This window comes from Nocardioides rubriscoriae, from assembly GCF_008087085.1.
GTDB lineage: Bacteria > Actinomycetota > Actinomycetes > Propionibacteriales > Nocardioidaceae > Nocardioides > Nocardioides rubriscoriae.
The window spans coordinates 231,245-254,715 of sequence record NZ_VIYJ01000009.1; the positions used below are offsets into that span (position 1 = coordinate 231,245).

21 protein-coding genes are annotated in these 23,471 nt (G+C 71.5%); 9 read left to right on the top strand and 12 right to left on the bottom strand.

Going from position 1 to position 23,471, the window contains the following annotated elements:
• Positions 1 to 5 precede the first annotated feature (5 nt).
• Together FZC61_RS17305 and FZC61_RS17310 are read right to left on the bottom strand one after the other, a co-directional pair.
• Positions 6 to 635 carry an ABC transporter ATP-binding protein gene (locus tag FZC61_RS17305; RefSeq protein WP_246142755.1) on the bottom strand — a complete coding sequence of 210 codons (630 nt, stop codon included), beginning with the start codon at positions 633 to 635 and terminating at the stop codon, positions 6 to 8.
• Positions 636 to 764: 129 nt separating this feature from the next.
• A complete protein-coding gene (locus FZC61_RS17310) occupies positions 765 to 1,157 on the bottom strand; it encodes a hypothetical protein (RefSeq protein ID WP_148615412.1) in 393 nt (130 codons plus the stop codon).
• A gap of 608 nt (positions 1,158 to 1,765) precedes the next feature.
• On the opposite strand from FZC61_RS17310, the gene FZC61_RS17315 reads away from it, so the two are divergent.
• Positions 1,766 to 3,148: a helix-turn-helix domain-containing protein gene (locus tag FZC61_RS17315; protein ID WP_170286152.1), complete on the top strand. Its 1,383-nt coding sequence runs from the start codon at positions 1,766 to 1,768 to the stop codon at positions 3,146 to 3,148.
• Positions 3,149 to 3,588: 440 nt separating this feature from the next.
• Here FZC61_RS17315 and dnaB read toward each other — a convergent pair whose 3' ends face one another.
• A complete protein-coding gene (gene dnaB / locus FZC61_RS17320) occupies positions 3,589 to 5,022 on the bottom strand; it encodes a replicative DNA helicase (RefSeq protein WP_211357304.1) in 1,434 nt (477 codons plus the stop codon).
• Positions 5,023 to 5,520: 498 nt separating this feature from the next.
• Here dnaB and FZC61_RS17325 point away from each other — a divergent pair, with 498 nt between their 5' ends.
• Complete coding sequence (locus FZC61_RS17325; protein WP_246142756.1) at positions 5,521 to 6,858, top strand: MATE family efflux transporter; 1,338 nt, start codon at positions 5,521 to 5,523, stop codon at positions 6,856 to 6,858.
• Positions 6,855 to 7,433 (top strand): hypothetical protein, encoded by a 579-nt coding sequence (locus FZC61_RS17330; RefSeq protein WP_148615416.1) that lies wholly within the window; start codon positions 6,855 to 6,857, stop codon positions 7,431 to 7,433. The genes FZC61_RS17325 and FZC61_RS17330 overlap by 4 nt, the downstream gene beginning before the upstream one ends.
• A 5-nt stretch (positions 7,434 to 7,438) precedes the next feature.
• Here FZC61_RS17330 and rplI read toward each other — a convergent pair whose 3' ends face one another.
• The 4 genes from rplI to rpsF all read right to left on the bottom strand — a co-directional run bounded on the left by rplI (position 7,439) and on the right by rpsF (position 9,227).
• Entirely contained in the window at positions 7,439 to 7,885 is a 447-nt protein-coding gene (gene rplI, locus FZC61_RS17335; RefSeq protein ID WP_148615417.1) for a 50S ribosomal protein L9, read from the bottom strand.
• A 17-nt stretch (positions 7,886 to 7,902) separates the two neighbouring features.
• On the bottom strand, positions 7,903 to 8,139 hold the full coding sequence (gene rpsR, locus FZC61_RS17340; RefSeq protein WP_056603689.1) for a 30S ribosomal protein S18: 237 nt from the start codon (positions 8,137 to 8,139) through the stop codon (positions 7,903 to 7,905).
• Between the two features lie 62 nt (positions 8,140 to 8,201).
• Positions 8,202 to 8,780, bottom strand: a complete 579-nt coding sequence (locus FZC61_RS17345; RefSeq protein WP_148615418.1) for a single-stranded DNA-binding protein — start codon at positions 8,778 to 8,780, stop codon at positions 8,202 to 8,204.
• Between the two features lie 141 nt (positions 8,781 to 8,921).
• Positions 8,922 to 9,227, bottom strand: a complete 306-nt coding sequence (rpsF, locus tag FZC61_RS17350; protein WP_148615419.1) for a 30S ribosomal protein S6 — start codon at positions 9,225 to 9,227, stop codon at positions 8,922 to 8,924.
• 212 nt (positions 9,228 to 9,439) lie between these two features.
• On the opposite strand from rpsF, the gene FZC61_RS17355 reads away from it, so the two are divergent.
• Positions 9,440 to 10,354, top strand: a complete 915-nt coding sequence (locus FZC61_RS17355; RefSeq protein WP_246142757.1) for a serine/threonine-protein kinase — start codon at positions 9,440 to 9,442, stop codon at positions 10,352 to 10,354.
• A gap of 8 nt (positions 10,355 to 10,362) precedes the next feature.
• Here FZC61_RS17355 and FZC61_RS17360 read toward each other — a convergent pair whose 3' ends face one another.
• A complete protein-coding gene (locus FZC61_RS17360; protein ID WP_170286153.1) occupies positions 10,363 to 12,483 on the bottom strand; it encodes an FHA domain-containing protein in 2,121 nt (706 codons plus the stop codon).
• A 130-nt stretch (positions 12,484 to 12,613) separates the two neighbouring features.
• Here FZC61_RS17360 and FZC61_RS17365 point away from each other — a divergent pair, with 130 nt between their 5' ends.
• From FZC61_RS17365 to FZC61_RS17375, 3 genes are read left to right on the top strand one after another with little or no spacing between them, the layout of a single operon-like run.
• On the top strand, positions 12,614 to 13,411 hold the full coding sequence (locus tag FZC61_RS17365; RefSeq protein ID WP_148615421.1) for a deoxyribonuclease IV: 798 nt from the start codon (positions 12,614 to 12,616) through the stop codon (positions 13,409 to 13,411).
• A 10-nt stretch (positions 13,412 to 13,421) separates the two neighbouring features.
• Entirely contained in the window at positions 13,422 to 14,570 is a 1,149-nt protein-coding gene (locus FZC61_RS17370; protein ID WP_148615422.1) for a lipid II:glycine glycyltransferase FemX, read from the top strand.
• A gap of 7 nt (positions 14,571 to 14,577) precedes the next feature.
• Positions 14,578 to 15,633, top strand: a complete 1,056-nt coding sequence (locus FZC61_RS17375; protein WP_148615423.1) for an alanine racemase — start codon at positions 14,578 to 14,580, stop codon at positions 15,631 to 15,633.
• Positions 15,634 to 15,661: 28 nt separating this feature from the next.
• On the opposite strand, the gene FZC61_RS17380 is transcribed toward FZC61_RS17375, so the two are convergent.
• Positions 15,662 to 16,870 (bottom strand): glycosyltransferase 87 family protein, encoded by a 1,209-nt coding sequence (locus FZC61_RS17380; protein WP_342780341.1) that lies wholly within the window; start codon positions 16,868 to 16,870, stop codon positions 15,662 to 15,664.
• 194 nt (positions 16,871 to 17,064) lie between these two features.
• Complete coding sequence (locus FZC61_RS17385; RefSeq protein WP_246142758.1) at positions 17,065 to 19,485, bottom strand: transglycosylase domain-containing protein; 2,421 nt, start codon at positions 19,483 to 19,485, stop codon at positions 17,065 to 17,067.
• Positions 19,486 to 19,723: 238 nt separating this feature from the next.
• On the opposite strand from FZC61_RS17385, the gene FZC61_RS17390 reads away from it, so the two are divergent.
• Positions 19,724 to 20,293, top strand: coding sequence for a PadR family transcriptional regulator (locus FZC61_RS17390; protein WP_148615425.1), 570 nt, complete (start codon positions 19,724 to 19,726; stop codon positions 20,291 to 20,293).
• A gap of 96 nt (positions 20,294 to 20,389) precedes the next feature.
• Positions 20,390 to 21,475 carry an inositol-3-phosphate synthase gene (locus FZC61_RS17395; protein WP_148615426.1) on the top strand — a complete coding sequence of 362 codons (1,086 nt, stop codon included), beginning with the start codon at positions 20,390 to 20,392 and terminating at the stop codon, positions 21,473 to 21,475.
• Positions 21,476 to 21,553: 78 nt separating this feature from the next.
• Here the strand turns inward: FZC61_RS17395 and FZC61_RS17400 are convergent, their stop codons facing one another.
• Positions 21,554 to 22,288, bottom strand: coding sequence for a tyrosine-protein phosphatase (locus FZC61_RS17400; protein WP_148615427.1), 735 nt, complete (start codon positions 22,286 to 22,288; stop codon positions 21,554 to 21,556).
• On the bottom strand, positions 22,285 to 23,361 hold the full coding sequence (locus FZC61_RS17405) for a MerR family transcriptional regulator (RefSeq protein ID WP_211357305.1): 1,077 nt from the start codon (positions 23,359 to 23,361) through the stop codon (positions 22,285 to 22,287). The genes FZC61_RS17400 and FZC61_RS17405 overlap by 4 nt, the downstream gene beginning before the upstream one ends.
• Positions 23,362 to 23,471: the final 110 nt, after the last annotated feature.

Genomic DNA, 23,471 nt, shown 5'->3' on the forward strand with positions numbered 1-23,471 from the left:
TCGGATCATCGTCCGGCGACCTTCTCCATCGCGATACGACCGTCGATCATGGTGTGGGTGCGGGTAGCGAACTGGCGGGCTAGCGGGTCGTGGGTGGCGACGACGACGCAAGCACCATCCGCTGACAGGGCCTTGAGAAGGATGAACAGCGCTTCGGAGTTCGTGGAGTCGAGAGCGCCGGTCGGCTCGTCGGCAAGGATGGCGTCCTGTCCGGAGGCGAGAACCCTGGCGATGCCGACACGTTGTCTCTGGCCGCCAGACAGTTCGCTCGGTGAGCGGACTGCGAGGTTGTCGATCCCCAGACGACTCAGAGCCTGGTGCGCCAATGTCTTCGCTTCCGAGGCTCGAGTGCCCCCCACCCGCAGCGGCAGGGCGACGTTCTCGAGGACGTTGAGCTCGGCCATCAGGTTGTGGTCTTGGAAGATGACGCCCACGCGCTCACGCCGAAGGTCGGCACGCTCGTTCCGGGTGAGCTGGAAGACGTCACGATCGTCGACCTGGACGTTCCCGGAGTCCGGATCCGAGAGTCCAGCGATCGTGTGCAGGAGCGTGGACTTCCCCGAGCCGCTCGCACCATAGATGCAGACGAACTCGCCTGAAGTGACGCTGAGACTGACGTCGGCGAGCGCGGTCACGTGCTCGTTCGCGGTTCGGTACGTCTTCGAGAGATCCGAGCATTCGATCTTGATTTCGGGCTCCTGGTCTGGGGGCACGCGGCGCGGCCCGGTCGGGCCGCGCCGCGCTCGAACTAGCTGCAGTGGGTCTCAGCAGGTGCCGTTGAAGGCCCAGGACTCGGCCTGGTTGTTGTCGGGGTTCGAGGTGTTCTCGGACGAGACCGTACGGCTGCTGTTGGCCATCATCGGGACGCACGTGCCGCGACCGCTGAGGTTGTAGTAGAACCTGGCGCCAGTGGGGGTCAGGTTCTCCCAGGCCGAGAGCGCGTTGCGGTTTGCCGAGCTGATGTCGGCGAGCCCGACGTTGGCCGAGCGGTAGCCGAGACCGTTGAGGTAGCCCGGGCTCCGGTAGGCGCAGGTCACTGCGCCCCGGTTGCCGCAGTAATCGTTGTTCTGTGCTGCGCCGGCCGGTTGAGCAGACCAAGCGCCGACGCCCATACCTGAGACGATGACGGCGCTGGCGACGAATGAGCTGAGATTCATGTGTTCTCCTGTAGGGGCTGTACACGGAATGGTCGAGCAGTCAGATCGAGCCGGCATCCGGCGCCAGACGCCTTGACCTCACCGAGGTGAGACTCGCGAAGCGTAAGTGCACGTCTGGAGGGCTGCAATAGTTGGCAATATTTTGTGCCCGAAGTTTTCATACGGGGCATCGGCCGCGGTGGCCGGACTGGTCTCCTTGGGGCTCCCCATGGGACGGTCAGCAACACCGGTGACGATCGCCGCGGGTGACGACGCCCGAATCTGCCGGTTCGATTGCCGGGACAGCAGGCGGCGAGTCGGCCTTGGGGTCGGACTCCCAGTGCCTTTCAGCCGCGATCGGACAGTCAGCACACAGGGCTGAGCCCACGAACACGGCAGCAAAGAAGCTGATCACCGCGGCGGCACGGCGCGCAAGCATGCGGGCGGATCGGGCATGTGGGTTCACAGCAGACACTCCTCGAGCAAGAGACGGAATGCCCAGTGTGCATTCTAGTCAAGCCAATACTGGCCCGTAGGGCTGAACATGGCCCGAACATTTCCACCCCAGAAGTCGGCCCGGCCCGGGCCAGATCTGTCATCGCGACTTGACACAACGCTACCCTGAGCGAGTGGACCCAGACTTGGTGGCCGAGTTGGAGAGGGCAGACGCGGTCGACCTCGGATCGAGGCTCAAGGCCGCCAGGCGCGCCGCCGGACTGACGCAGCCGCAACTCGTCGAAGGGTTCATCTCGGTCACCTACATCTCACGCATCGAGCGAGGCGAACGACGCCCGGGCCCGGACCTCCTCGAGCAGTTGTGCCACAAGTTGAATGTCTCGGCCCGATCGATCATCTCCGGCTTCGACGCTATCGACACGCGCCAACTCGAACTGGAACTGGAGTACGCCGAGCTGTCGTTGTCCACAGGTGACGCCGACACCGCACTGACGGCGGCGGTGAGGCTGGCGAGCACCCAAGCGGTAGCCGCCGACAGCGCGATGCTGGCGCGGGCCACCCTCCTCCGGGCCGACGCACTTGCAGCCCTCGGCGAGACCACGGACGCGGTGACCACGTACGAAGAGTGCCTGCGGGCACACCCCTCCGGTGCGCACTGGCCGTCGGCGGCCATCGCCCTCAGCAGGCTCCTACGCGAGGTCGGCGATCTACGCAGGTCTGCAGCGGTCGCCGAGGGTGCTCTCGAGCGACTGGCATCGACCGAGCTCCATGGCGGCGAAGAGGCTATCCGTCTCAGCGTCACGCTGGCTGCGACGCTCTACGAACTGGGAGAGGTCGGCCGATCGGTACTCCTGTGCCAGCAGGCCATCTCATCGGCCGACGAGCTCGGATCGGACAGGGCGAGGGCAGCGGCCTACTGGAACAGCAGCGTGATCGAGGCTGAGGCCGGCAACATCGACCGCGCTCTCGAGCTTGCTCGTACCGCGCTGGTCTTGCTCGAAGGTCGCGATGACACCCGCAGTCTCGCTCGCCTGTGCACCCAGCTCGGCGAGATCCTGTTACGCACCGACCCGGCCGACGTTGATACGGCGATCGCCTATTTGGAGCGGGCGGCGGAGGACTACCGGTGGGGCAACGCCAGCGAAGCCGAACGGCTCCACAACCAGGTCACCTTGGCCCGGGCACGCTACCTCGCAGGTGACGTCGCATCAGCGATCGAGACGGCGACAGCCGTCGTCGACACCGTTCAAGACCTGCCGTTCGTGTCCGCTGCTGCGGCGATCCTCCTGGGGCAAACATCCTTCGCCGCGGGCCGGCAGGACGAGGCCCGTACCCACTATCTGCGTGCGATCCACGAGGTCACCTCCGTCGGGGCAGACCGCCAAGCCGTTCAGCTGTGGTTCGACCTCGCCAGTCTCCTCGACGAGGCAGGTATGACGGCCGACGCGAATGATGCGTATCGCCGCGCCGCCGCATCGAGCGGGTACTCGAGCAGACCCAACCCGTTCCTGACCGCGAAGGTCCGACAGTCACGGTCCGAGAGTCCGACGCCATGACGACAGGCCGGCTCCCACAATCCCGGGGCGATTCGACCTGGACCGTGGTGCCGACCGTCCCGGAGGCTGCTACGCGATGACCTCCTGGTGCTGACCGGCACGACAGCCGCGTTGCAGCGCCACCTCCGCAGGAGGTGCTGGTGGAAGGCGTTCATCGAGACGGTGATGTCGTCAGGGTCGAACCACCTCAGCGCCAGTGTCTGTACGCCGTCTGGGACGAGAGTGCCGCTGGTCTCCGTTGCCTCGTAGGTGGCGACTACGACGTGAGCAGAGAAGCCATCGGGGTACGACACGACGAACTCCGGTCCGTCATGCACACCGAGCAGGACCAGCGGCCCTGCGACGCGTCCAGTCTCTTCTCACAGCTCTCGTCGGGCGGCTTGCTCGAGGGTCTCGGCGAGGCCTCGCAATCGCCGATTGTCAGTACGCGGCGGCTCGGGTCAGTGGGCCATGTCGACGAAGCGGGAGTAGTGGCCCTGGAAGGCCACGGTGATGTCGCGGGTGGCGCCGTTGCGGTGCTTGACCACGAGCAGGTCGGCCTCGCCGGGGCGGGTCGACTCCTTCTCGTAGACGTCGTCGCGGTGCAGCAGGATCACCATGTCGGCGTCCTGCTCGAGCGAGCCGGACTCACGCAGGTCGCTCATCATCGGGCGCTTGTCGCCACGCTGCTCGGGACCACGGTTGAGCTGGGAGAGCGCGATGATCGGCAGCTCGAGCTCCTTGGCGAGCAGCTTGATCTGGCGGGAGAACTCCGAGACCTCGAGCTGGCGCGACTCGACCTTCTTGCCCGAGCTCATCAGCTGCATGTAGTCGATGACGATGAGCTTGAGGTCGTGGCGCTGCTTGAGCCGGCGCGCCTTGGACCGGATCTCCATCATCGTCATGTTGGGGCTGTCGTCGATGAACATCGGCGCCGAGGACACCTTGCCCATGTGGCGGGCCAGCTTGTCCCAGTCGCCCTCCTGCATGTTGCCGTTGCGGATGTGGTTGAGCGGGATCTTGGCCTCGGCAGACAACAGCCGCATCGTGATCTCCGAGCGCGTCATCTCGAGGCTGAAGAAGCAGCTGGTGAGGTTGTGGGCGATCGACGCCGACCGGCACAGGTCGAGGGCGAAGGTCGACTTGCCCATGGCCGGACGCGCCGCGACGATGATCATCTGGCCAGAGTGCAGACCGTTGGTGAGGTCGTCGAGGTCGGCGAAGCCGGTGGGCACGCCGTAGAGGCCGGCCTCGCGGTTGGAGATGGCCTCGATCTCGTCGAGGACGCCCTCCATGATGTCGCTGAGCGGGGCGTAGTCCTCGGAGCTGCGCTTGTCGGTGATCTGGTAGATCTCGGCCTGCGCGCGGTCGACGATGTCGTCGACGTGGCCCTCGCCGGCGTAGCCGAACTGGGCGATGCGGGTGCCGGCGTCGACCAGGCGTCGCAGCACCGCCTGGTCATGGACGATCTGGGCGTAGAACTCCGCGTTGGCGGCGATCGGCACGTTGGCCGCGAGGGTGTGCAGGTAGGCGGCGCCGCCGACCTTGGCCAGCTCGCCGCGGCGCTGCAGCTCGGCGGCGACGGTGATCATGTCGACCGGCTCACCGCGACCGAAGAGGTCGATGATCGCGTCGTGGATGATCTCGTGGCTGGGCCGGTAGAAGTCGTTGCCGCGCAGCACCTCGGAGACCTCGGCCACCGCGTCCTTGGAGATCAGCATCGAGCCCAGGACCGACTGCTCGGCCGCCATGTCCTGCGGCGGGGTGCGGTCGCCGGCCGAGCGCGGCGCCTGGCCGGGCTCGTAGGCCGCGGGGCCGTCGCCCCAGGGGTCGCCGGGGCCGTCGTACGACGGCGGCTCGGGTAGACCGCGGTTGTCGGACTCGGTGAGGCTCACGCGCACTCCGTGGGGGCGACTGGTGGGTGGACAGGCTGGGACAGACCGTAGGGGCGACCACCGACAAGACGGTGGGAGCGACCCGACGATCGGTGCGGGGCGTCCCGGTGGGGAGGGACCGGGCACGCGGGGGCTGGTGCGTGCGAACCTACGGGTCCCGGGGCGCCAGGGACAGCATGCTGTCCACAGGCCTTGTGGATAACTGGCGCCGACCCGTGGACGACACGCCACGCAGTGTGCACAGCCTGTGGGTCCACCTGTGGAGGAGAAGGGTCTGGCTACGACGAAAAGGGCTCTGACCTGCGGCGATGCGACACCACAGTGTGTGGAACCAAATCCCGGGAAAGATTTCTCGTTCATCTCAGGTCCACCGGGCCGTGTCCTGGCGGTATGTCGACACGGCGTCCCAACAAACCCGTCATCCACAGGCAACCGGGGGTTTTCCACCGGGACCGGTGGAGAGAAAGCGCGGACAACGGCCTGACTACTGTGCTACCGGTGCGCACGACCGACCGCGAGATCCTCAGGCTCGCCGGCCCGGCGTTCCTCGCCCTGGTCGCCGAGCCGCTCTTCCTGCTCGTCGACGCCGCCGTGGTCGGCCACCTCGGGACCGCCCAGCTCGCCGGGCTCGGCATCGCCGCCGTCGTGCTCCAGACGGCGGTCGGGCTGTGCGTCTTCCTCGCCTACGGCACCACCGCGGGCGTCGCGCGACTGCTCGGGGCCGGCGACCGCCGCGGCGCGCTGACCCAGGGCCTCGACGGCCTGTGGCTCGCGGTCGCGCTCGGCGCCGTGCTCACCGTCGCCGGGGTGGTGCTCACCGGGCCCCTGGTGGCGGCGTTCGGGGTCGACGCCGACGTCGCGGCCCACGCCCGGACCTACCTGCGGATCGCCTGCCTCGGCACCGCCCCGCTGCTGGTGATGCTCGCCGCGACCGGCGTCCTGCGCGGCCTGCAGGACACCCGCACCCCGCTGGTCGTCGCAGTCGGGGGCAACGTGGTCAACGCGGTGCTCAACGTCGTGCTCGTCCACGGCCTCGGCTCCTTCGACGGTCTGGGCATCGCCGGCTCGGCGTGGGGCTCGGTCACCGCCCAGGTGGGCTCCGCGGCTGCCCTGACCGCCGTCGTGGTACGCGGCGCCCGCCGCCACGGCGCCGCGCTGCGGCCCGACCTCGCCGGCATGCGGGCGGCCGGTCGCGCCGGGCTCGCGCTCGTGGTGCGCACCCTGACCCTGCGCGCGGCCCTGCTCGTCACGACGTACGCCGTCGCCCTCGGCGCTGGCGGGGCGCCCGACGAGGTGGCCACCCACCAGCTGGCGATGACCCTGTGGGGCCTGCTGGCGTTCGTGCTCGACGCGATCGCGATCGCCGCCCAAGCCATCACCGGGCGTGCCCTCGGCGCCGGCGACGTCGACGGCACCCGGGCGCTGACCCGCCGGATGATCACCTGGGGCTGGGCCAGCGGCGTGGTGACCGGGCTGCTGCTCGCGGCGGCCAGCCCGCTGCTCGCGCCGCTGTTCACCGATGACCCCGACGTCCCAGGGCTGCTCGTGCCGGTGCTGCTCGTCGCCGCGCTCGGACAACCCGTCGCAGGGGTCGTCTTCGTGCTCGACGGGGTGCTCATCGGGGCCGGCGACGGCCGCTACCTCGCGTGGGCCGGGCTGGTCGTCGCGATCGTCTACGCCCCGCTGACCCTGGCCGCGACCGCCTGGTGGGGCGCCGGCCTGGTCACGGTGTGGGTGCTGTTCACCGGGCTCTTCATGACCGGTCGACTCGTGACGCTGCTCGACCGCGCCCGGGGCGAGGCGTGGCTGCGCACCGGCCCTACGCTGGCCGCGTGAAACCGCTGCAGTCGATCGCCATGGGCATGGTGGTGATCTTGCTGGTGGTCCCCGTCGGCGGCTACGACGTGCTGGCCGACCCGCTGGGCTGGGTGCTGGTCGTGCTGGGCGTGCGCCGGCTGCCCGAGGACGTCGAGCTGCGCTCGACCCTGCTCGGCGTCGCGGTCCTGGCCGGTCTGGTCTCGGTGCCTCTGTGGGTGCCGGCCGTCGTCGACGCCCTCGACGACGCCGACGAGTCGATCGCGTGGGCGGTCAACCTGCCGCAGTTCGGCTTCTACGTGCTGCTCAGCCACACCCTGTTCCGCGCGGCGACCGCCGCCGGCGACAAGGGCGCGGCGACCTGGTGGAGCTCCCTGGTGCTGGCGTTCGGTGCGGTCGTCGCGCTGCCGGTGCTCATCTTCGGCGGCGGCCTGACCGGCCTCGAGGGCCTCGCGGGCGTGCTCGTCGGGCTCACGCCGACAGTGGCGATCGTGCTGGCCTTCGTGCACTCCGGACGGGCCTGGGCCGGTGGGGAGGCGGACGCACGACGGCCGCCCACCGGGAGGACCCGGGGGCGGCCGTCGGAGCCGGACTGAGTGCGTCAGGCGGGGATGACGTTGAGCGACACGGTCGCCGAGACGTCGTCGTGGAGCTTGACCGACACGGTGTGGGCACCGAGCGACTTGATCGGGTTGGTCACCACGATCGTGCGCTTGTCGAGGGTCTCGCCGGACACCTCGGACAGGGCGCCCGCGATGTCGTTGAGGGTCACGGTGCCGAACAGGCGGCCGTTGGCGCCCGCACGGACCTTGACGTCGACCGTGGAGCCCTCGAGCTTGGCCTTGATCTCGTCGGCGTGGGTGTGGTCGCGGACCGAGCGGCTCGCACGAGCCGCCTTGATCGAGTCGACCTGCTTCTGCCCGCCGCGGGTCCAGCGGACCGCGACGTTGCGGGGGATGAGGTAGTTGCGGCCGTAGCCGTCCTTGACCTCGACGACGTCGCCGGGCGAGCCGAGACCGTCGACCTCTTGGGTGAGGATGAGCTTCATGTGCGTCGTCCCCTCTCTCAGCGACCGGTGGACGTGTAGGGCAGCAGGGCCAGCTCGCGGGCGTTCTTGACCGCGATGGCCACGTCACGCTGGTGCTGGACGCAGTTGCCGGTCACACGCCGCGCACGGATCTTGCCGCGATCGGAGATGAACTTGCGGAGCAGGGTGGTGTCCTTGTAGTCGACACCGGTCGCCTTCTCCTTGCAGAACTGGCAGACCTTCTTCTTGGGCTTGCGCAGAATTGCCTTGGCCATTGTGGTGCTTCCTCTCTAGAAGCCCGGCTCACGCCGGAATGGTTGAGGTGGGTTGGATGGGTTCAGAAGGGAGGCTCGTCGGAGCCCACACCGGGCGCGGCCCACGGGTCGTTGGCCGGAGGGCGTCCGCCCTGCTGGCCGCCGCCCTGACCGCCCTGGCTGGGAGCCGGGCTGGCCCACGGGTCGTCGGCCGGGGCGCCGCCGCCACCGGAGTAGCCACCGCCCCCGCCGCCGCCGGAGTAGCCACCGCCCGCACCGCCCGCACCGCCGCCGGAGCGGCCCGCGCGGACGACCTTGGCGGTCGCGAACTTCAGTGACGGGCCGATCTCCTCGACGTCGATCTCGAAGGAGGTGCGCTTGTTGCCCTCGCGGTCCTCCCACGAGCGGGCGCGCATGCGCCCGTTGACGATGACCCGGGTGCCCTTCTGCAGCGACTCGGCGACGTTCTCGGCCGCCTGCCGCCAGATGGAGCACCGCAGGAACATGGCCTCGCCGTCCTCCCACTCGTTGGTCTGCTTGTTCAACGTGCGGGGGGTGGAGGCGACGGTGAAGTTGGCCACCGCGGCGCCGGAGGGGGTGAAGCGCAGCTCCGGGTCGTCGGTGATGTTGCCGACGACGGTGACGATCGTTTCGCCTGCCATGTCAGGTCTCCCTTGATGCTCTCGAGTGATCCGGCGCGTGGACCGGTGCGGGTGGATGCGGTGCGCTCATGGTGACGCCAGCCACCGACACTGACCAGTGCCCATCCACAGGAAGGCACCGGCGGGCGTCGGTGAGGGGGATCAGTGAGCGTCGGGCCGCATCACCTTGGTGCGCAGGATCGAGTCGTTGAGCCCCAGCTGGCGGTCGAACTCCTTGACCGTGGCCGGCTCGGCCTGCAGGTTGATGACGGCGTAGATGCCCTCGGCGAGCTTCTGGCCGTCGGCGTTCTTGATCTCGTAGGCGAGGCGGCGACGGCCCCAGACCTCGATCTTGTCGACGGTGCCGCCGTCCTTGCGGACGACGTTGAGGAACTTGTCGAGCGACGGCTCGACGGTCCGCTCCTCGAGGCTGGGCTCGAGGATGACCATTACTTCGTAGGCACGCACAGCGGTCGTGACCTCCTGTGGACTTCAGCGGCCACGGTCTCTCCGTGGCAGGAGGGGTGAAGCGAACTTCGTCTCGTCGAGCACCCGTCGGTGGGAGTCGTCGAGGACAGGGAAGAGTAACAGCGGGCCGCGGACGCCGCGCAATCCTGCGCCCGCCCCGGCCTGTGGAGGAGCTCCACCGCCGGGGCCGCGGTCGTGGCAGCCTCGCAGGCGTGCCGTACGCCGACCCGCCCCTCGCCGGGCGCTACCACCTGCTCGAGGTCGTGGGGAGCGGCGCGATGGGCGCGGTCTGGCGGGCCTGGGACCTGCGCGAGCAGCGGTTCGTCGCGGTCAAGGTGCTGCGGCGCCACGACGGCGACCACCTCCTGCGCTTCGTGCGCGAGCAGTCGCTGCGCATCACCCACCCCCACGTGACGGCGCCGACCGGCTGGGCCGCCGACGACGACCGGGTCGCCCTGGTGATGGAGCTGGCCCGCGGCGGGTCCCTGGCCGACCTGCTCGCCGACCGGCGCGGCGAGCCGCTCACGGCGTCGTACGTCGCCGAGCTGCTCGACCAGCTGCTCGACGGGCTCGCCGCGGTGCACGCCGCCGGCGTCGTGCACCGCGACCTCAAGCCGGCCAACCTGCTGCTCGAGCCGACCGGGCGGGGGCGCCCGCACCTGCGCATCGGCGACTTCGGCGTGGCCGCCCTCCTCGGGCACCCGGCCGAGCCCGGCGTCACCTCCGTCGGCACCACCGGCTACGCCGCGCCCGAGCAGCTCGGCGGTGCCGCCCCCGACCCGCGCCAGGACCTCTTCGCCGCGGGATCGACCGCCCGTCGCCTGCTGGGTCGCGCGCCGTCGCCGCTCGACCCGCTGGTCGCCGCGCTGTGCGCGCGCGACCCCGCCCGACGTCCGGCGTCGGCCCGCGAGGCCAGGGCCCGTCTGGCCGCGCTCGGCCTGTCGCGTCCGTGGCACCGACCGCGGGTGCCCGACCGTCTGGGCGAGCCCGCCACCCTGCCGGTGCCCGCGGCTCGCCGGCCGCCCGCTCCCGTGCCGAGCGCCGCCCCCGGCTGGCTGCTGGCCGCGAGCTTCGCCGCCTCGGGCGCAGGGGCCTCGCTCGTCGTCCTGGGACTCACCGGCCGCTGACGGGCAGGTCAGCCGTTGTCGGGGAAGACCACGGGATTCTCGGCGGCGACCTCGCCCTCCTGGCCCAGCGAGAGCTCGGCGGTCACGCCGGGGACGGCGTCCTGGATCGTCAGCGGCGCGGCGATGCAGGTGGCGGTCTCGTCGCCGTCCCAGGTGCCCGACAGCGTGTCGACGCGCGTGCCGTCGGCGAGGAGGAAGTCGACCGACAGCGGCAGCCCGGAGGGCACGCCCTTGAGCGTGAACTCCGCCTGGAGGGTGTCGCCGACCTCGACGCCGAGCATCTCCTGCGGCGCGTCGGGGGTGCTGGTGCCGGAGCACCCCGAGCCGTCCTTGTCGGCGCTCCAACCGTTGGCGACGGCGCCGGCCCCGGTGGGCAGGCCCTGCTCGCCCGGCATCGAGGAGACGAACGGCGAGACGTAGTCGGGGTCGCCGCCGTTGCGGGCGATCTCGAGGACGTCGGCGGCCAGGTTGACCGGGACGATGAGGGCCGAGCCCTGGGTGATGGAGCCCGCGTCGACCGAGGCCGCGGTGATGACTCTGGTGTTGAGGCCGATGATCTCGCCGGCCTCGTTGATCGACGGTCCACCCGAGTTTCCCGACCCGAGCCGGACGTCGCTGTCGATCGAGCCGCGGTCGGTGCCGATCACCGGGTCGGCCTGGAAGGTCGACACGACGCCCTCGGTCACCGTCAGCGGCCGGTCGCCCTGGGCGGCGACGTTGCCGATCGCGGGGTAGCCCAGGGCGATGATGCGGTCGCCGGTGCGCAGCGCGTCGCTGTCGCCGATGGGCAGCGGCTCGGGCAGGTCGAGGTCAGCGAGGTCGACCGCGTTGCCGTCGATGTCGGCGTTGATCTGCAGCACGGCGATGTCGAGGTAGCCGTCGGACACGATCGGGTTGGCCCGGTAGGCCGCGGTCGCGGGGGCGTCGTCGTCGCCGGTGGTCAGCGACACCTCGAGGTAGGCGGGGTCGGGCTCGGAGGACCCCTGACCGGGCGCGTCGGGGTCGCCGACGTGGGCGTTGGTGAGGATCAGGCCGTCGTCGCTGATCACCGAGCCGGAGCCCGACCAGATGACCTGGCCGGTGTCGTCGACGGCCTGCAGCAGCACCGCGGCGGCCTTGGCCCGGTCGAGCGCGGCGGCCCGGTCGACGGGCTGCCCGGTCGCGGTGCCGGTGCCCCCGGTCGCGACGGCCGGGCCGGGGCCGTCGTCGCTGACCAGGGAGACCACGCCCCAGGTGAGGCCGGAGGCGGCGAGCAGCAGCACGACGGCCGCCGCGCCCAGCAGCAGCGCCCGACGGCGCTTGCGGCGCTGGATGCCGGCCGTGGCCAGCTCGGCGGCGACGACCGGCACGACCTCGATCTCGTAGCCGGCGGTCGGGTGGCCCAGGCTGATCTCGACCGGCTCGTCGATCTTGAACGACGTCACCTGCTCGCCCTCGACGAAGGTGCCCGACGTCGACCGGTCGACCCACCACCATCCGTCGGGACGCGGCTCGACCACCGCGTGCAGCCGCGAGACGGCCTGGTCGTCGGCGTGCACCTCGAGCGAGGGGTCGCGACCGATGCGCACCGGGATGCCTCCGGGGAACCGCAGGTCGCCGCCGACGCGGCGGCGTACGAGCAGGCCGGGACCGCTGGGGCCGCCCAGACCCCGGGTGACGACGGTCTGCTCGAGCAGGTCCGGTCGCGGCGGGGAGGGCTGGAACTGCGGGGCCCTGGCGAGCTCCTGCGTCGGCGGGAGGGGCGGGCCGGTCGGGGCGGCGTACGTCGGCGGCGGGGGTGCCGGGGGCGCCGCCGGCACTGCCGGGGCCACGGGGGCGCTGACGGTGACGGTCAGCTGGAACGAGCGCCCCTGGTCGCCGAACCCGAGGGCGGTGGTGCCCTGCAGGGTCGCCCGGTCGACCCGGCGCCCGTTGACCCAGGTACCGAGCGAGCTGCCGACGTCGACGACCTCCCAGCCGTCGCCCGGTCCGTCGCCGAGCGCCCGGATCTCGGCGTGGCGCCGTGAGACGGCGGGGTCGGTGCCGACGATGTCGGCCGACTCCTCGCGCCCGATCCGGAAGACGCGGGCGCCCTCGCCGGTCTCGGCCGTCCAGGTGCGGTCGGCGGACTGGATGCGGATGCTGGTCATCAAGGCTCCTGGTGGGCAGGACGTCGTGCGGCCCGGGTCCGCACCGACGATGCTAGGCCCTTCTGCCCGGCCCACGACCGGCCCACACCCGGCCCGCGCCCTGTCGGTGCCGCTTCCTACAGTGGCTGCCATGAGCGAGATCGCCCTCGGCGCCCACGTCGACCAGACCGACCCCCTCGCCGAGGCGGCCGCCCGCCGGGCCCCGCTCGTGCAGTTCTTCCTCGGCGACCCCCAGGGCTACCAGGGCCCCGAGGTCGCCTACGCCGGCGGCGCGGAGGGCCTCAAGGCCGACGCCGAGGCGGCCGGGGTCGACCTCTACGTCCACGCCCCCTACATCGTCAACGTCGCCACGACCAACAACCGCATCCGCATCCCCAGCCGCAAGCTGCTCCAGCAGCACGTCGACGCGGCGGCGGCGATCGGCGCGAAGGGGCTCATCGTCCACGGCGGCCACGTCAACAAGGCCGACGACCCCGAGAAGGGCTTCGACAACTGGCGCAAGGCGATCGAGGCCACCGACCTCAAGGTGCCGCTGCTCATCGAGAACACCGCCGGCGGCGACAACGCGATGACCCGCTACCTCGAGCGCATCGCCCGCGTGTGGGACGCCATCTCGAGCGCCGAGCAGGCCGACCGGGTCGGGTTCTGCCTCGACACCTGCCACGCCCACGCCGGCGGCAACGCCCTCGAGACCGTCGTCGCCGACGTGCTCGCGATCACCGGCCGCATCGACCTGGTCCACTGCAACGACTCCCGCGACGCCTTCGACTCCGGTGCCGACCGCCACGCCAACTTCGGCGCCGGCACGATCGACCCCGACCTGCTGGCCGCGGTCGTCCGCGACGCCGGCGCGCCGGTGGTCTGCGAGACCCCCGGCGGGGCGGCCGAGCACACCGCCGACTTCGCCTGGCTGCGCGAGCGGCTCTAACCTCGTCCGGGTGACCTACGACGTACGCGCGACCTCCCCGGCCGAGCACCTCGCGTTCGTCGGGTCCCGCCGCTCGGCCAGCTTCCTGCAGACCCCCGCGTGGGGCCTGGTCAAGGCGGAGTGGCGGCGCGAGTCGGTCGGGTTCTTCGACGGCGACCTCCAGGTCGGCGCCGCGCTGGTGCTCTACCGCCAGCTGCCCAAGGTCAGGCGCTACCTCGCCTACCTGCCCGAGGGCCCGCTGCTCGACTGGTCGACCGACGACCTCGGCGCCCTGCTGGCCCCGTTGGCCGCCCACCTCAAGGCGCAGGGCGCGTTCGGCGTGCGCATCGGTCCGCCGGTGGTCACCCGCCGCTGGGACGCCGCCGCCGTCAAGGCCGGCATCGCCGATCCCGACTGCCGCCGTCTCGACGACCTCGCGCCCACCGACCGCGACGCCACCGGCGCCCGGGTGGTCACCCAGCTCACCGAGCTCGGCTGGCGCCCGCAGGGGGTCGAGGGCGGGTTCGCGGCCGGCCAGCCGCGCCACGTCTTCCAGGTCCCACTGCGCCACCCCGACGGCACCGCCCGCACCGAGGACGAGGTGCTCAAGGCGATGAACCAGCTGTGGCGGCGCAACATCAAGAAGGCCGCCAAGGAGGGCGTCGAGGTCACCTCGAGCGGCGCCCCCGACGACCCCGCCACGGCGGCCGACCTCGAGGCCTTCCACCGCCTCTACGTCCACACCGCAGAGCGCGACCACTTCACCCCGCGCCCGCTGTCCTACTTCCGCACGATGCTCGACGCCCTGGCCGCCGAGAGCCCCGACCGGATCCGGCTCTGGTCGGCGCGCCACGAGGGCGACCTGGTGGCCGCGACCATCGCGATCCGCGTCGGCGCCCACGCGTGGTACTCCTACGGGGCGTCCTCCACCGACAAGCGCGAGGTCCGCGGCTCCAACGCCGTGCAGTGGGCGATGATGCAGGACGCCCTCGCCGCGGGCGCCGACGTCTACGACCTGCGCGGCATCACCGACACCCTCGACGCCGACGACCCCCACGCGGGCCTGATCCAGTTCAAGGTCGGCACCGGCGGCGAGGCCGTCGAGTACGTCGGCGAGTGGGACCTCCCGCTCAACCGGCCGCTCTACAAGGCCTTCTCCGTCTACATGGGACGGCGGTGACCACCCCGTGGGTCTGACCCTCACCGTCGACGGGCCGCGCTGGCGCACCCACCTGCGCGAGGTCGCCGACGCCAACGCCGGTCTCGTGCCGGTGGTCAAGGGCAACGGCTACGGCCTGACCCGCGGCCGGCTGGCGCGGCGCAGCGAGTGGCTCGGCGTCGACACCATCGCGGTCGGCACCTACGAGGAGCTCCCCGAGGTCGCGACACGCTTCCCCGGCTCGCTGCTCGTGCTCACGCCGTGGCGCCCGTTCGTCCCCGACCTCGACCCCGCGCTGCGCGACCGCGTCATCCACACGATCGGGCGCGTCGACGACCTCGACGCGCTGCTCACCCGGCAGCCCGGCGCGCGCGTCGTGCTTGAGCTGCTCACCTCGATGCAGCGCCACGGCTTCTCCGCCCGGGGCCTGTGGGAGGCCGCCGACCACCTGCGCCGGCGCACGGCCCGCGCCCGGCTCGAGGGCCTCGCCCTGCACCTGCCCCTGGCGCAGGGCTCCCACCTCGGCGAGGTACGCCGCCACATCGACGCCGCGGTCGGCGCCGGGCTCGACGACCTCGACACCGTCTGGGTCAGCCACCTGACCGCGACCGAGCTCGCCACCCTCCGCTCGTCGTACGCCGACTTCACCATCCGGCCCCGCGTCGGCACCTCGTTGTGGCTCGGCGACCGCGGTGCGCTGGCGGTGACCGCGACCGTCCTCGACGTCCACGAGCTCGAGCGCGGTGACGCGTTCGGCTACCGCGCCCGCACCGCCCCCAAGTCCGGCCACCTCCTGGTCGTCAGCGGCGGCACCGCCCACGGCATCGGCCTCGAGGCGCCGATGGGCGAGTCGTCGATCAAGGCCAGGGCCTCGACCCTGGCCCGAGGCGGTCTCGACGCCGTCGGGTTCGTGCGCTCGCCGTTCTCCATCGACGGCAAGCAGCGGCTGTTCGCCGAGCCGCCCCACATGCAGGCCTCGATGCTGTTCCTGCCGGCCGGCGCCCGGGTGCCCGAGGTCGGCGACGAGATCGACGTGCGGGTGCGCTACACCACCACCACGTTCGACTCGGTCATCGTCACCTAGACCTCACCTGTCCCAGGGGCGAGAGTGATCACACCACCACGACCCCAGGACGCCCGAGCTCCTCGTGCCCACGCCGTACGACGTCGTCCTCGGGCCACCGCACGTCGCGCGCGACCACGCCCGAAAGCCACAGGGTCCCGACGACGTGGACGGCGATCGCGAGCCAGTAGAAGCCCGACGCGCCGTTGCCGCCGGGGTTGAGCAGGTCGCCGCGCCACCACCAGAACAGCAGGAGGTAGACGACCTCGCAGCCCTGCCAGATCAACAGGTCGCGCCAGCGGGGCCGGGCCAGCGCGGCCAGCGGCAGCAGCCACAGGGCCTGCTGCGGCTCGTAGGCGAGGCCGAGCACCAGCACCCCGGCCACGAGGAGGAGGCCGACCTGGCTGAGCCGGGGCCGTGCCGGGGCGAGCAGCACCAGCACGACGACGCCGCTGATCCACAGCCCGACCAGGAGCCACGAGGCCTGCTGACCGGTCTCGCGGGAGAGCCCGGCCGCCTGGGAGACGATGGTCCACACCGAGCCCTGGTCCGGGCCGCGCTCCCACGCGGCGGACCAGAAGCGGTCCCACTGCGCGCGCCCGGTCACGAAGGCCGGGGCGTTGAGCAGCGCCCAGACGGCCACGGCCGTCACCAGCGACGGCAGCAGCAGCGGCAGCCGCCGGTCGCGCAGGCAGAGCAGCGCGAGGGCGAGGAGCAGCAGCACCGGCCAGACCCCGGCCGCCGCGCCGGCCCCGACGAGCGCGCCGGCCAGCACCAGGCGCCCGCGCGACCACGCCCACAGCGCCCCGGCGACCGCGGCGACGGGCAGCAGGTCCCACGAGACGACGCCCGCGACGGCGAGCACCGGGCCGACGGCGAACCCCGCCGCGTCCCACGGCCGTCGCCGGCGGACCGCGCTCAGGGCTGCGGTGGCCAGCAGCGCCAGCACCGCGAAGCCGATCGCGTTGACGACGACGAACAACCGGCGTTCGTGATCGACGGCGTCGCTGCCGGCGACGGTCCCGGCGGGCTGGGCGTAGCGGGCCGTGACGTCGGGTGACCCGCTGAGCAGGTGGGTGACGCGCGCGGCGGCGTAGGTCCACAGGCCGACGGCGGCCGGCTCGTCGGTCACGGGGTAGCGCAAACGGGTGTCGACGTCGGAGCTCCACGGCCAGGCGAGCTCGTCGAGGCCGGTGCCGCTGTAGACGTCGGGCACCTTGCTCACGCAGGCGTGGGTGTAGCGGGTCTGGCTCACCATCGACCAGCCACCGTCGGCGCAGGCGGTCTTGGACGCCAGGCCCAGGCTGAAGGTCAGCGCCGTCAGCGCCAGCAGCACGCCGAGCACCGACACCCCCCGGCCACGACGCGGCCCGACGTGGTCGCCGACCGGGCCGCCGACGACCTCGCTCAGCGAGGCCACCACCCGGTCCTCCCGGGTGGGGTGGACGTGCGTCACTCCTGCTCGCGCCCGGGCTCCGGCCGGGGGCTGGCCGTCGCGGACGGCGGCGGGGGCGACGGGCTCGGGCTGGGCGACGAGGTGGTGGGTTCGGAGCTCGGGGAGCAGCCGAGCAGCCCGCACGGGTCGGTCGTCGGCGGCTGGGTCGGCTCGGTGGTCGTCGGGGCCTGGGTCGGCTCGCTGGTGGGCGCGGACGTCGGGGGCTCCGACGTCGGCTCGCGGGTCGGCTCCCGCGTGGGCTGACGGGTCGGCGACGGCGGCGGGGTGTACGGCGTGTGGCCCGGGTCGGGCGCCTCGCCGTCGACGAACGCCGGCTCGGGGAACTCCTCGACCGGGACGCCGTCGAGCGCGCGGCTCATGATCGCCTTCCAGGTCTTGGCGGGGTAGTTGCCGCCGTAGAAGCCGGCCCGGCCGTCCGACGACGGCGGCAGCCAGTCGTCGAGCTGGCCGTTGCCCGGGCCGCGCACGTACATCACGGCCGTCGACAGCTGCGGGGTGAACCCGACGAACCACGACGACGACACCGCGCCGCCGTCCTTGGTCGCGGTGCCGGTCTTGCCGGCCACGGGGCGGCCGTCGTCCATGGCGGCCTCGAAGCCGGTGCCCTCGGGTGACTCGACGACCTGCTGCAGGGCGTAGGCGACGTCGGAGGCGATGTCGGCGCTGAGCGCGCGCTTCTCGCTGACCTTGTGCTGGTAGAGGACCTCGCCGTTGCGGTCGGTGACCTTGGAGATCACGTAGACCGGCGCCGCGACGCCTCCGGCCGCGATGGTCGCGTAGCCGTTGGCCATGTTGATCGGGCTCACGGTCGCCGACCCGAGCGCGACGCCGGTCTCGGGCTTGAGCCCGGGGGTGCTCGTGGGGATGCCGGGGCCCCGCCGGCGCTCCTTCGGCCCGGGGATGCCCATCGCCTCGGCCGTCTTGATGATCTTCTCGGGGCCGTCGTCCATGGCGTCGGTGAGGTCGATGAACGCGGTGTTGACGGAGTCCTCGGTCGCGGCGAGCAGGCTGATCGCGCTGCCCTTGCTCGCCGAGCCGCCGTCGCCCTGGTTCTCGAACTCGGTGTCGCCGATCTTGATCGGCGAGTTGCCGTCGAAGGTGTCCTTGAGCGCGTAGCCGTCCTTGAGGCCGGCCGCGAGGGCGTAGGCCTTGAAGGTCGAGCCCGCCTGCCCGCCGGCGATGGCCCAGTTGAGCTGCGAGTCGAGGTAGTCCTGGCCGGCGTAGAAACCGCGCAGCGCACCGGTGCCGGGCTCGACGGTCGCGGCCGCCGCGTGCAGCTGCTTGGGCTGGAAGCCCTCACCCTCGGTGGGCCGGACCTCCTCGATGCCCTGCTCGATGTCGGCCATGATCTTGGGGTCGAGGGTGGTGGTGATCCGCAGGCCGCCGCCGTCGATCTCGTCCTCGGTGAACAGGGTGCCGTCGGGCTTCTCCAGGCCCAGCAGCTGGTCCTTGATCAGCGACAGCATGTGACCCTTCTGGCCGCCGTAGGTGCTCTCGGCCTCGACCTTGGGGAAGGCCGGCAGCCGCTTGCGGGCCTGGGCCGCCTCGGACTCGGTGATGTCACCGACCTTGGCCATGCTGTCGAGGACGTACTGGAAGCGGCCCTTGAGCGCGCGGCGCGCGTCCTTGCCGTCGGCCGGGTCGAGGTCGTTGGGGTCGTTGAGCACGCTGGCCAGCACCGCGGCCTCGCGCAGGTCGAGCTCCTTGGCCGGCTTGTCGAAGTAGGCGTTGGCCGCGGCCTGGATGCCGTAGGCCCCGCGGCCGAAGTAGATGGTGTTGAGGTAGCCCTCGAGCACCTGGTCCTTGCTCTGCTCGCGCTGGATCTTCAGCGACAGGATCGCTTCCTTGACCTTGCGCTTGTAGGAGCGCTCCTGGTTGAGGTAGAGGATCTTGACGTACTGCTGGGTGATCGTCGACGCACCCTGGGTCGAGCCGCCCTTGGCGTTGTTGAAGACCGCGCGCAGGATGCCCTTCGTGTCGATGCCGTTATTGGTGTAGAACGACTGGTCCTCGGCCGCGACGACCGCCTGCTTGACGTTGTCGGGCATGTCGGCCAGCGGGATCGAGTCGCGGTTCTGCAACGCGTAGCGGCCCAGCTCGTCCTTGCCGCCGTCGTAGTAGACGATCGAGGCGTTGGCCAGGAAGTCCTTGTTGGGGTCGGGGATGTCGGTGCTCTTGTAGACGTAGACGAACCCCGCCACGCCGAGCAGTGCGAGGACGACGGCCGTGACGGTGCCCCACAGCAGGAACCTCTTGAGCCGGGACTTCCAGGTCTTCTGGGGCTTGCCGGTCTTGTCGGGCACAGCGCCGCCTCTCTGTTGGGGTGCTCTCCCGAGCCGGGCGCGCAGCAGCTGGGGCCACGACATGTCGGCCGTGCGTACCGGCGAGGTGCCCTCGGCCCTCCGCTTGCCTGCCACTACGCGTGTCCCTTCGTCGGATCGGCTCGACCGTCGTGTGTGCTGCAGCCACCGCGTCGAGCGCGGCGAGCCGGTGCCCGACGACGCGGGCACGACGCTCAAGGGTACGGGCGACGCCGGGGTCGGCCCCAAAGCCCGCGGCGCCGGCGGGCTGCCGCGGGCCCACCCCCGACCCCGTACGTCGCCTGCGAGACATCGAAAGTTTCTGATCCGCGGATATATCGCTACGATAGGTCTCATGGCACGCCGCGCAGACTCCATCGAGCTCGCAGTCCTCGGACTGCTGCACGAGGGACCCATGCACGGCTACGAGCTGCGCAAGCGGCTCAACCTGATGCTCGGCTGGGGTCGGGTGCTCTCCTACGGCTCGCTCTACCCGACGCTGAAGAAGATGCTGCGCGGCAACCTGATCGAGGAGCTCGCTCCGTCGCTGACCCCGGTGTCGCGGCGACCCAAGATCGTCTACCAGGTCACCCCGGCCGGCACGCGTGAGTTCGAGCGGCTGATGGCCGACATCGGGCCGGCCGCGTGGGAGGACGACAACTTCGGCATCCGGTTCGCCTTCTTCGGGCGCACCGACATGGAGATCCGCCTGCGGGTCCTCGAAGGTCGGCGCAGCCGGCTCCAGGAGCGGCTCGACCGCGTCCAGAGCCAGCTGTCGATGACCGAGAAGGAGGTCGACCGCTACTCGGCCGAGCTCCAGCGGCACGGCGTCGAGTCGGCCGAGCGCGAGGTCCAGTGGCTCTCGGACCTCATCAACGCCGAGCGCAGCCGGGCCGGCACCCCGCCCCCGACCGCCCAGGCCTGACCGCGCACCACCGCACCACCGCACCACCAGACAGCAGCGCACAGCACCACTCCACAGACCTAGCTCCACACGAGAAGTCACACGAAGGGAATCCCGATGGGTTCGGTACGAGTAGCAATCGTGGGCGTCGGCAACTGCGCCACGTCCCTGATCCAGGGTGTCCACTACTACCAGGACGCCGACCCGTCGGCCGTGGTCCCCGGCCTCATGCACGTCAACTTCGGCGACTACCACGTGCGCGACATCGAGTTCGTCGCCGCGTTCGACGTCGACGACAAAAAGGTCGGCAAGGACCTCTCCGAGGCCATCAACGCCTCCGAGAACAACACGATCAAGATCTGCGACGTCCCGACCCTCGGGGTCGAGGTGCAGCGCGGCCCGACGCTCGACGGTCTCGGCAAGTACTACCGGATGACGATCGAGGAGTCGGCCCAGGAGCCGGTCGACGTCGTCCAGGTCCTCAAGGACTCCCAGGTCGACGTCCTGGTGTCCTACCTCCCGGTGGGCTCCGAGGAGGCCGACAAGTTCTACGCCCAGTGCGCCATCGACGCCGGTGTCGGCTTCGTCAACGCCCTGCCCGTCTTCATCGCCTCCGACCCCGAGTGGGCCAAGAAGTTCGAGGACGCGGGCGTCCCGATCGTCGGCGACGACATCAAGAGCCAGGTCGGCGCCACCATCACGCACCGCGTGATGGCCAAGCTGTTCGAGGACCGCGGCGTGGCCCTCGACCGCACCTACCAGCTCAACGTCGGCGGCAACATGGACTTCAAGAACATGCTCGAGCGTGAGCGCCTGGAGTCCAAGAAGGTCTCCAAGACCCAGGCCGTGACGTCCAACCTCACCGGCTCGCTGGCCGGTCTGGTCGACTCCAAGAACGTCCACATCGGCCCGTCCGACTACGTCGCGTGGCTCGACGACCGCAAGTGGGCCTACGTCCGCCTCGAGGGTCGCGCCTTCGGCGACGTCCCGCTCAACCTCGAGTACAAGCTCGAGGTCTGGGACTCCCCCAACTCGGCCGGCATCATCATCGACGCCCTGCGCGCCTGCAAGATCGCCAAGGACCGCGGCATCGGTGGCCCGATCATCAGCGCCTCGTCCTACCTGATGAAGAGCCCGCCGGTGCAGCTGCCCGACGACGAGGGCCGTCGCCGCGTCGAGGCTTTCATCACCGGCGCCGAGTGACCTGACGCCGCTGCGCCACCGCTGAAGGGCGGGCACCCCCTGGGGGTGCCCGCCCTTCGCGCGTCCGACCCGACCTCCTCAGCCCGTGAGGAGGTTTCGCACGAGCGCGGTGTCGCCCGGAGTCACGCCGCAGGCGACCAGCGCCTCGCCTACGTCGCCCAGGCCGTCGACAAACTCCACGAGCTCGCGCCGGGCTCCCCGGATCCAGGCCTCCCGCTCGGATGCCGTCATGGCGAGGTGATGGTCCTCGGACCCGGCGTGGGCCGGCGTACCGGCCATCGCCCGCACTGACGTCTCGTAGTCGTCGGCGATCGCCCCCACGGGCACGCCTGCGTTGGCCAACAGGAGGGCGCAGATCATCCCGGTGCGGTCGCGGCCGGCCGCACAACGCAGCAGGACGCCCGGTCGCGCTCGGGCCACCGCGCTCACCGCACCGGCGATCAGGTCCGGCAGGAGTCGTAGGTTGTGCGCCCAGTAGGCCGGCCGGTCGAGGATCGGGACGCACGTCCGCATGAACTCCTCGTGGCTCTGGTCCTCAGTGGGCGCGCGCACGACCTCGATCCCTCTACGGACCTCGGCCGTGACCGCGGGGTCACCGACACGCATCCCTACCTCGTCAGCGTTGCGCAGGTCCACGATGCTGCGGATGCCGTGGGCGCGCAGGTCATCCCAGCCGGTGGCCGTCAGGAGCTCTCGCCGCGGACCCCGCGCCAGCCGGCCACGGACGGTCAGTCCCGACGCCGCGAGGGGGGTCGGGAGCCCGCCGAGGTCGCGCACGTTGTGATAGCCGTCCCAGCGCAGCGCACGGCTCACGCTCCACCCGTGGCCACGTCGACCACCACGACCGCGTGGTTGTCGTCGGCCCCAGCCGCCTCGACCGCGGCCCGCACCGACACCGCCACCTCGTCGGGGGGCAGGTCGGCGACGAGCAGCGCAGCGAGCGCACCCGGCTCGAGCCGCGCGTGCACCCCGTCGCTGGTGAGCACGAACCGGTCACCCGGCTCGACCGCGTGCAGCGCCAGGTCGGGGGCGTACGGCGCCCCGGGCGCGATCGCCCGGTCGATGAGGACACGCCGGTCGTCGGTGCGCGCCTCCTCCGGGGTCAGCCGGCCCTCGTCGACCAGCGTCTGCACGACGCTGTGGTCGCGGGTCAGCCGCTCGAGCCGGCCGGCGCGCACGCGGTAGGCGCGGGTGTCGCCGACGTGGGCCAGCGCCGCACGCCCGTCGCGCAGCACCAGCGCGGTCAGGGTGGTCGCCGCCTCGGGGTGCCCGGCGTACCGCTCGCCGACCAAGGCGGCCGCCCGCCCCACCGCCGCGTCGAGGGCGGTCAACGCGTCGCCCTCGTCGAGGTCCGACACCACCTCGAGCACGTCGGCGGCCACCGTGCCGGGGGCGTCGCCGACGCCGTCGGCGACGGCGTACACCCCGCCCCCGACCAGGACCGCGTCCTGCTGGTCGCGGCGGGCACCCTGCGCCAGGTAGGACGCCGCCCGTGCCTCGCGTTGCTCGATCGTGTCGATCGTGTTCTCCATCACCGTCTCCTCGTCCAGCTCTGCCACGAGGTCACCGACCAGCGCCCGGGTCGCGAGCGTGTCGGCCTCGACCTGACGCCACCACGACGTGAGCTCGGCCGCCGCCGCCCGGCCCGAGCGGTCGGCCAGGTCGGCCACCACGCGGATCCGCGCCAGCGGCATGCCCGCCAGCCGCAGCCGGGCGACCAGGCGGGCCCGGTCGAGCTGCTCGACGGCGTACCACCGGTAGCCGGTGACAGGGTCGACCCGGACCGGGGGCAACAGCCCCGTCTCGTCGTAGAGCCGCAGCGCCTTGGCGCTCAGCCCGCTGGCTCGGGCGGCGTCACCGATCGACATCAGCCTCGTCCGTCCCACGCCGGGCCCCCTCCTCGTGAGCGGTGAACCGTTCACCGTGACCCGACCGTGCGCCCTCCCCCCGCGTCAAGGTCAAGCCGGCCCTCCGGCATGGCGGACACAAATTCCGC

Coding starts and splice junctions, on each gene's coding strand:
- FZC61_RS17310 (WP_148615412.1), bottom strand. CDS start 1,157: ATGAATCTCAGCTCATTCGTCGCCAGCGCCGTCATCGTCTCAGGTATG.
- rplI (WP_148615417.1), bottom strand. CDS start 7,885: ATGAAGCTCATCCTCACCCAAGAGGTCGACGGTCTCGGCTCGCCCGGC.
- rpsR (WP_056603689.1), bottom strand. CDS start 8,139: ATGGCCAAGGCAATTCTGCGCAAGCCCAAGAAGAAGGTCTGCCAGTTC.
- FZC61_RS17345 (WP_148615418.1), bottom strand. CDS start 8,780: ATGGCAGGCGAAACGATCGTCACCGTCGTCGGCAACATCACCGACGAC.
- FZC61_RS17360 (WP_170286153.1), bottom strand. CDS start 12,483: ATGACCAGCATCCGCATCCAGTCCGCCGACCGCACCTGGACGGCCGAG.
- FZC61_RS17365 (WP_148615421.1), top strand. CDS start 12,614: ATGAGCGAGATCGCCCTCGGCGCCCACGTCGACCAGACCGACCCCCTC.
- FZC61_RS17380 (WP_342780341.1), bottom strand. CDS start 16,870: ATGGTGAGCCAGACCCGCTACACCCACGCCTGCGTGAGCAAGGTGCCC.
- FZC61_RS17390 (WP_148615425.1), top strand. CDS start 19,724: ATGGCACGCCGCGCAGACTCCATCGAGCTCGCAGTCCTCGGACTGCTG.
- FZC61_RS17395 (WP_148615426.1), top strand. CDS start 20,390: ATGGGTTCGGTACGAGTAGCAATCGTGGGCGTCGGCAACTGCGCCACG.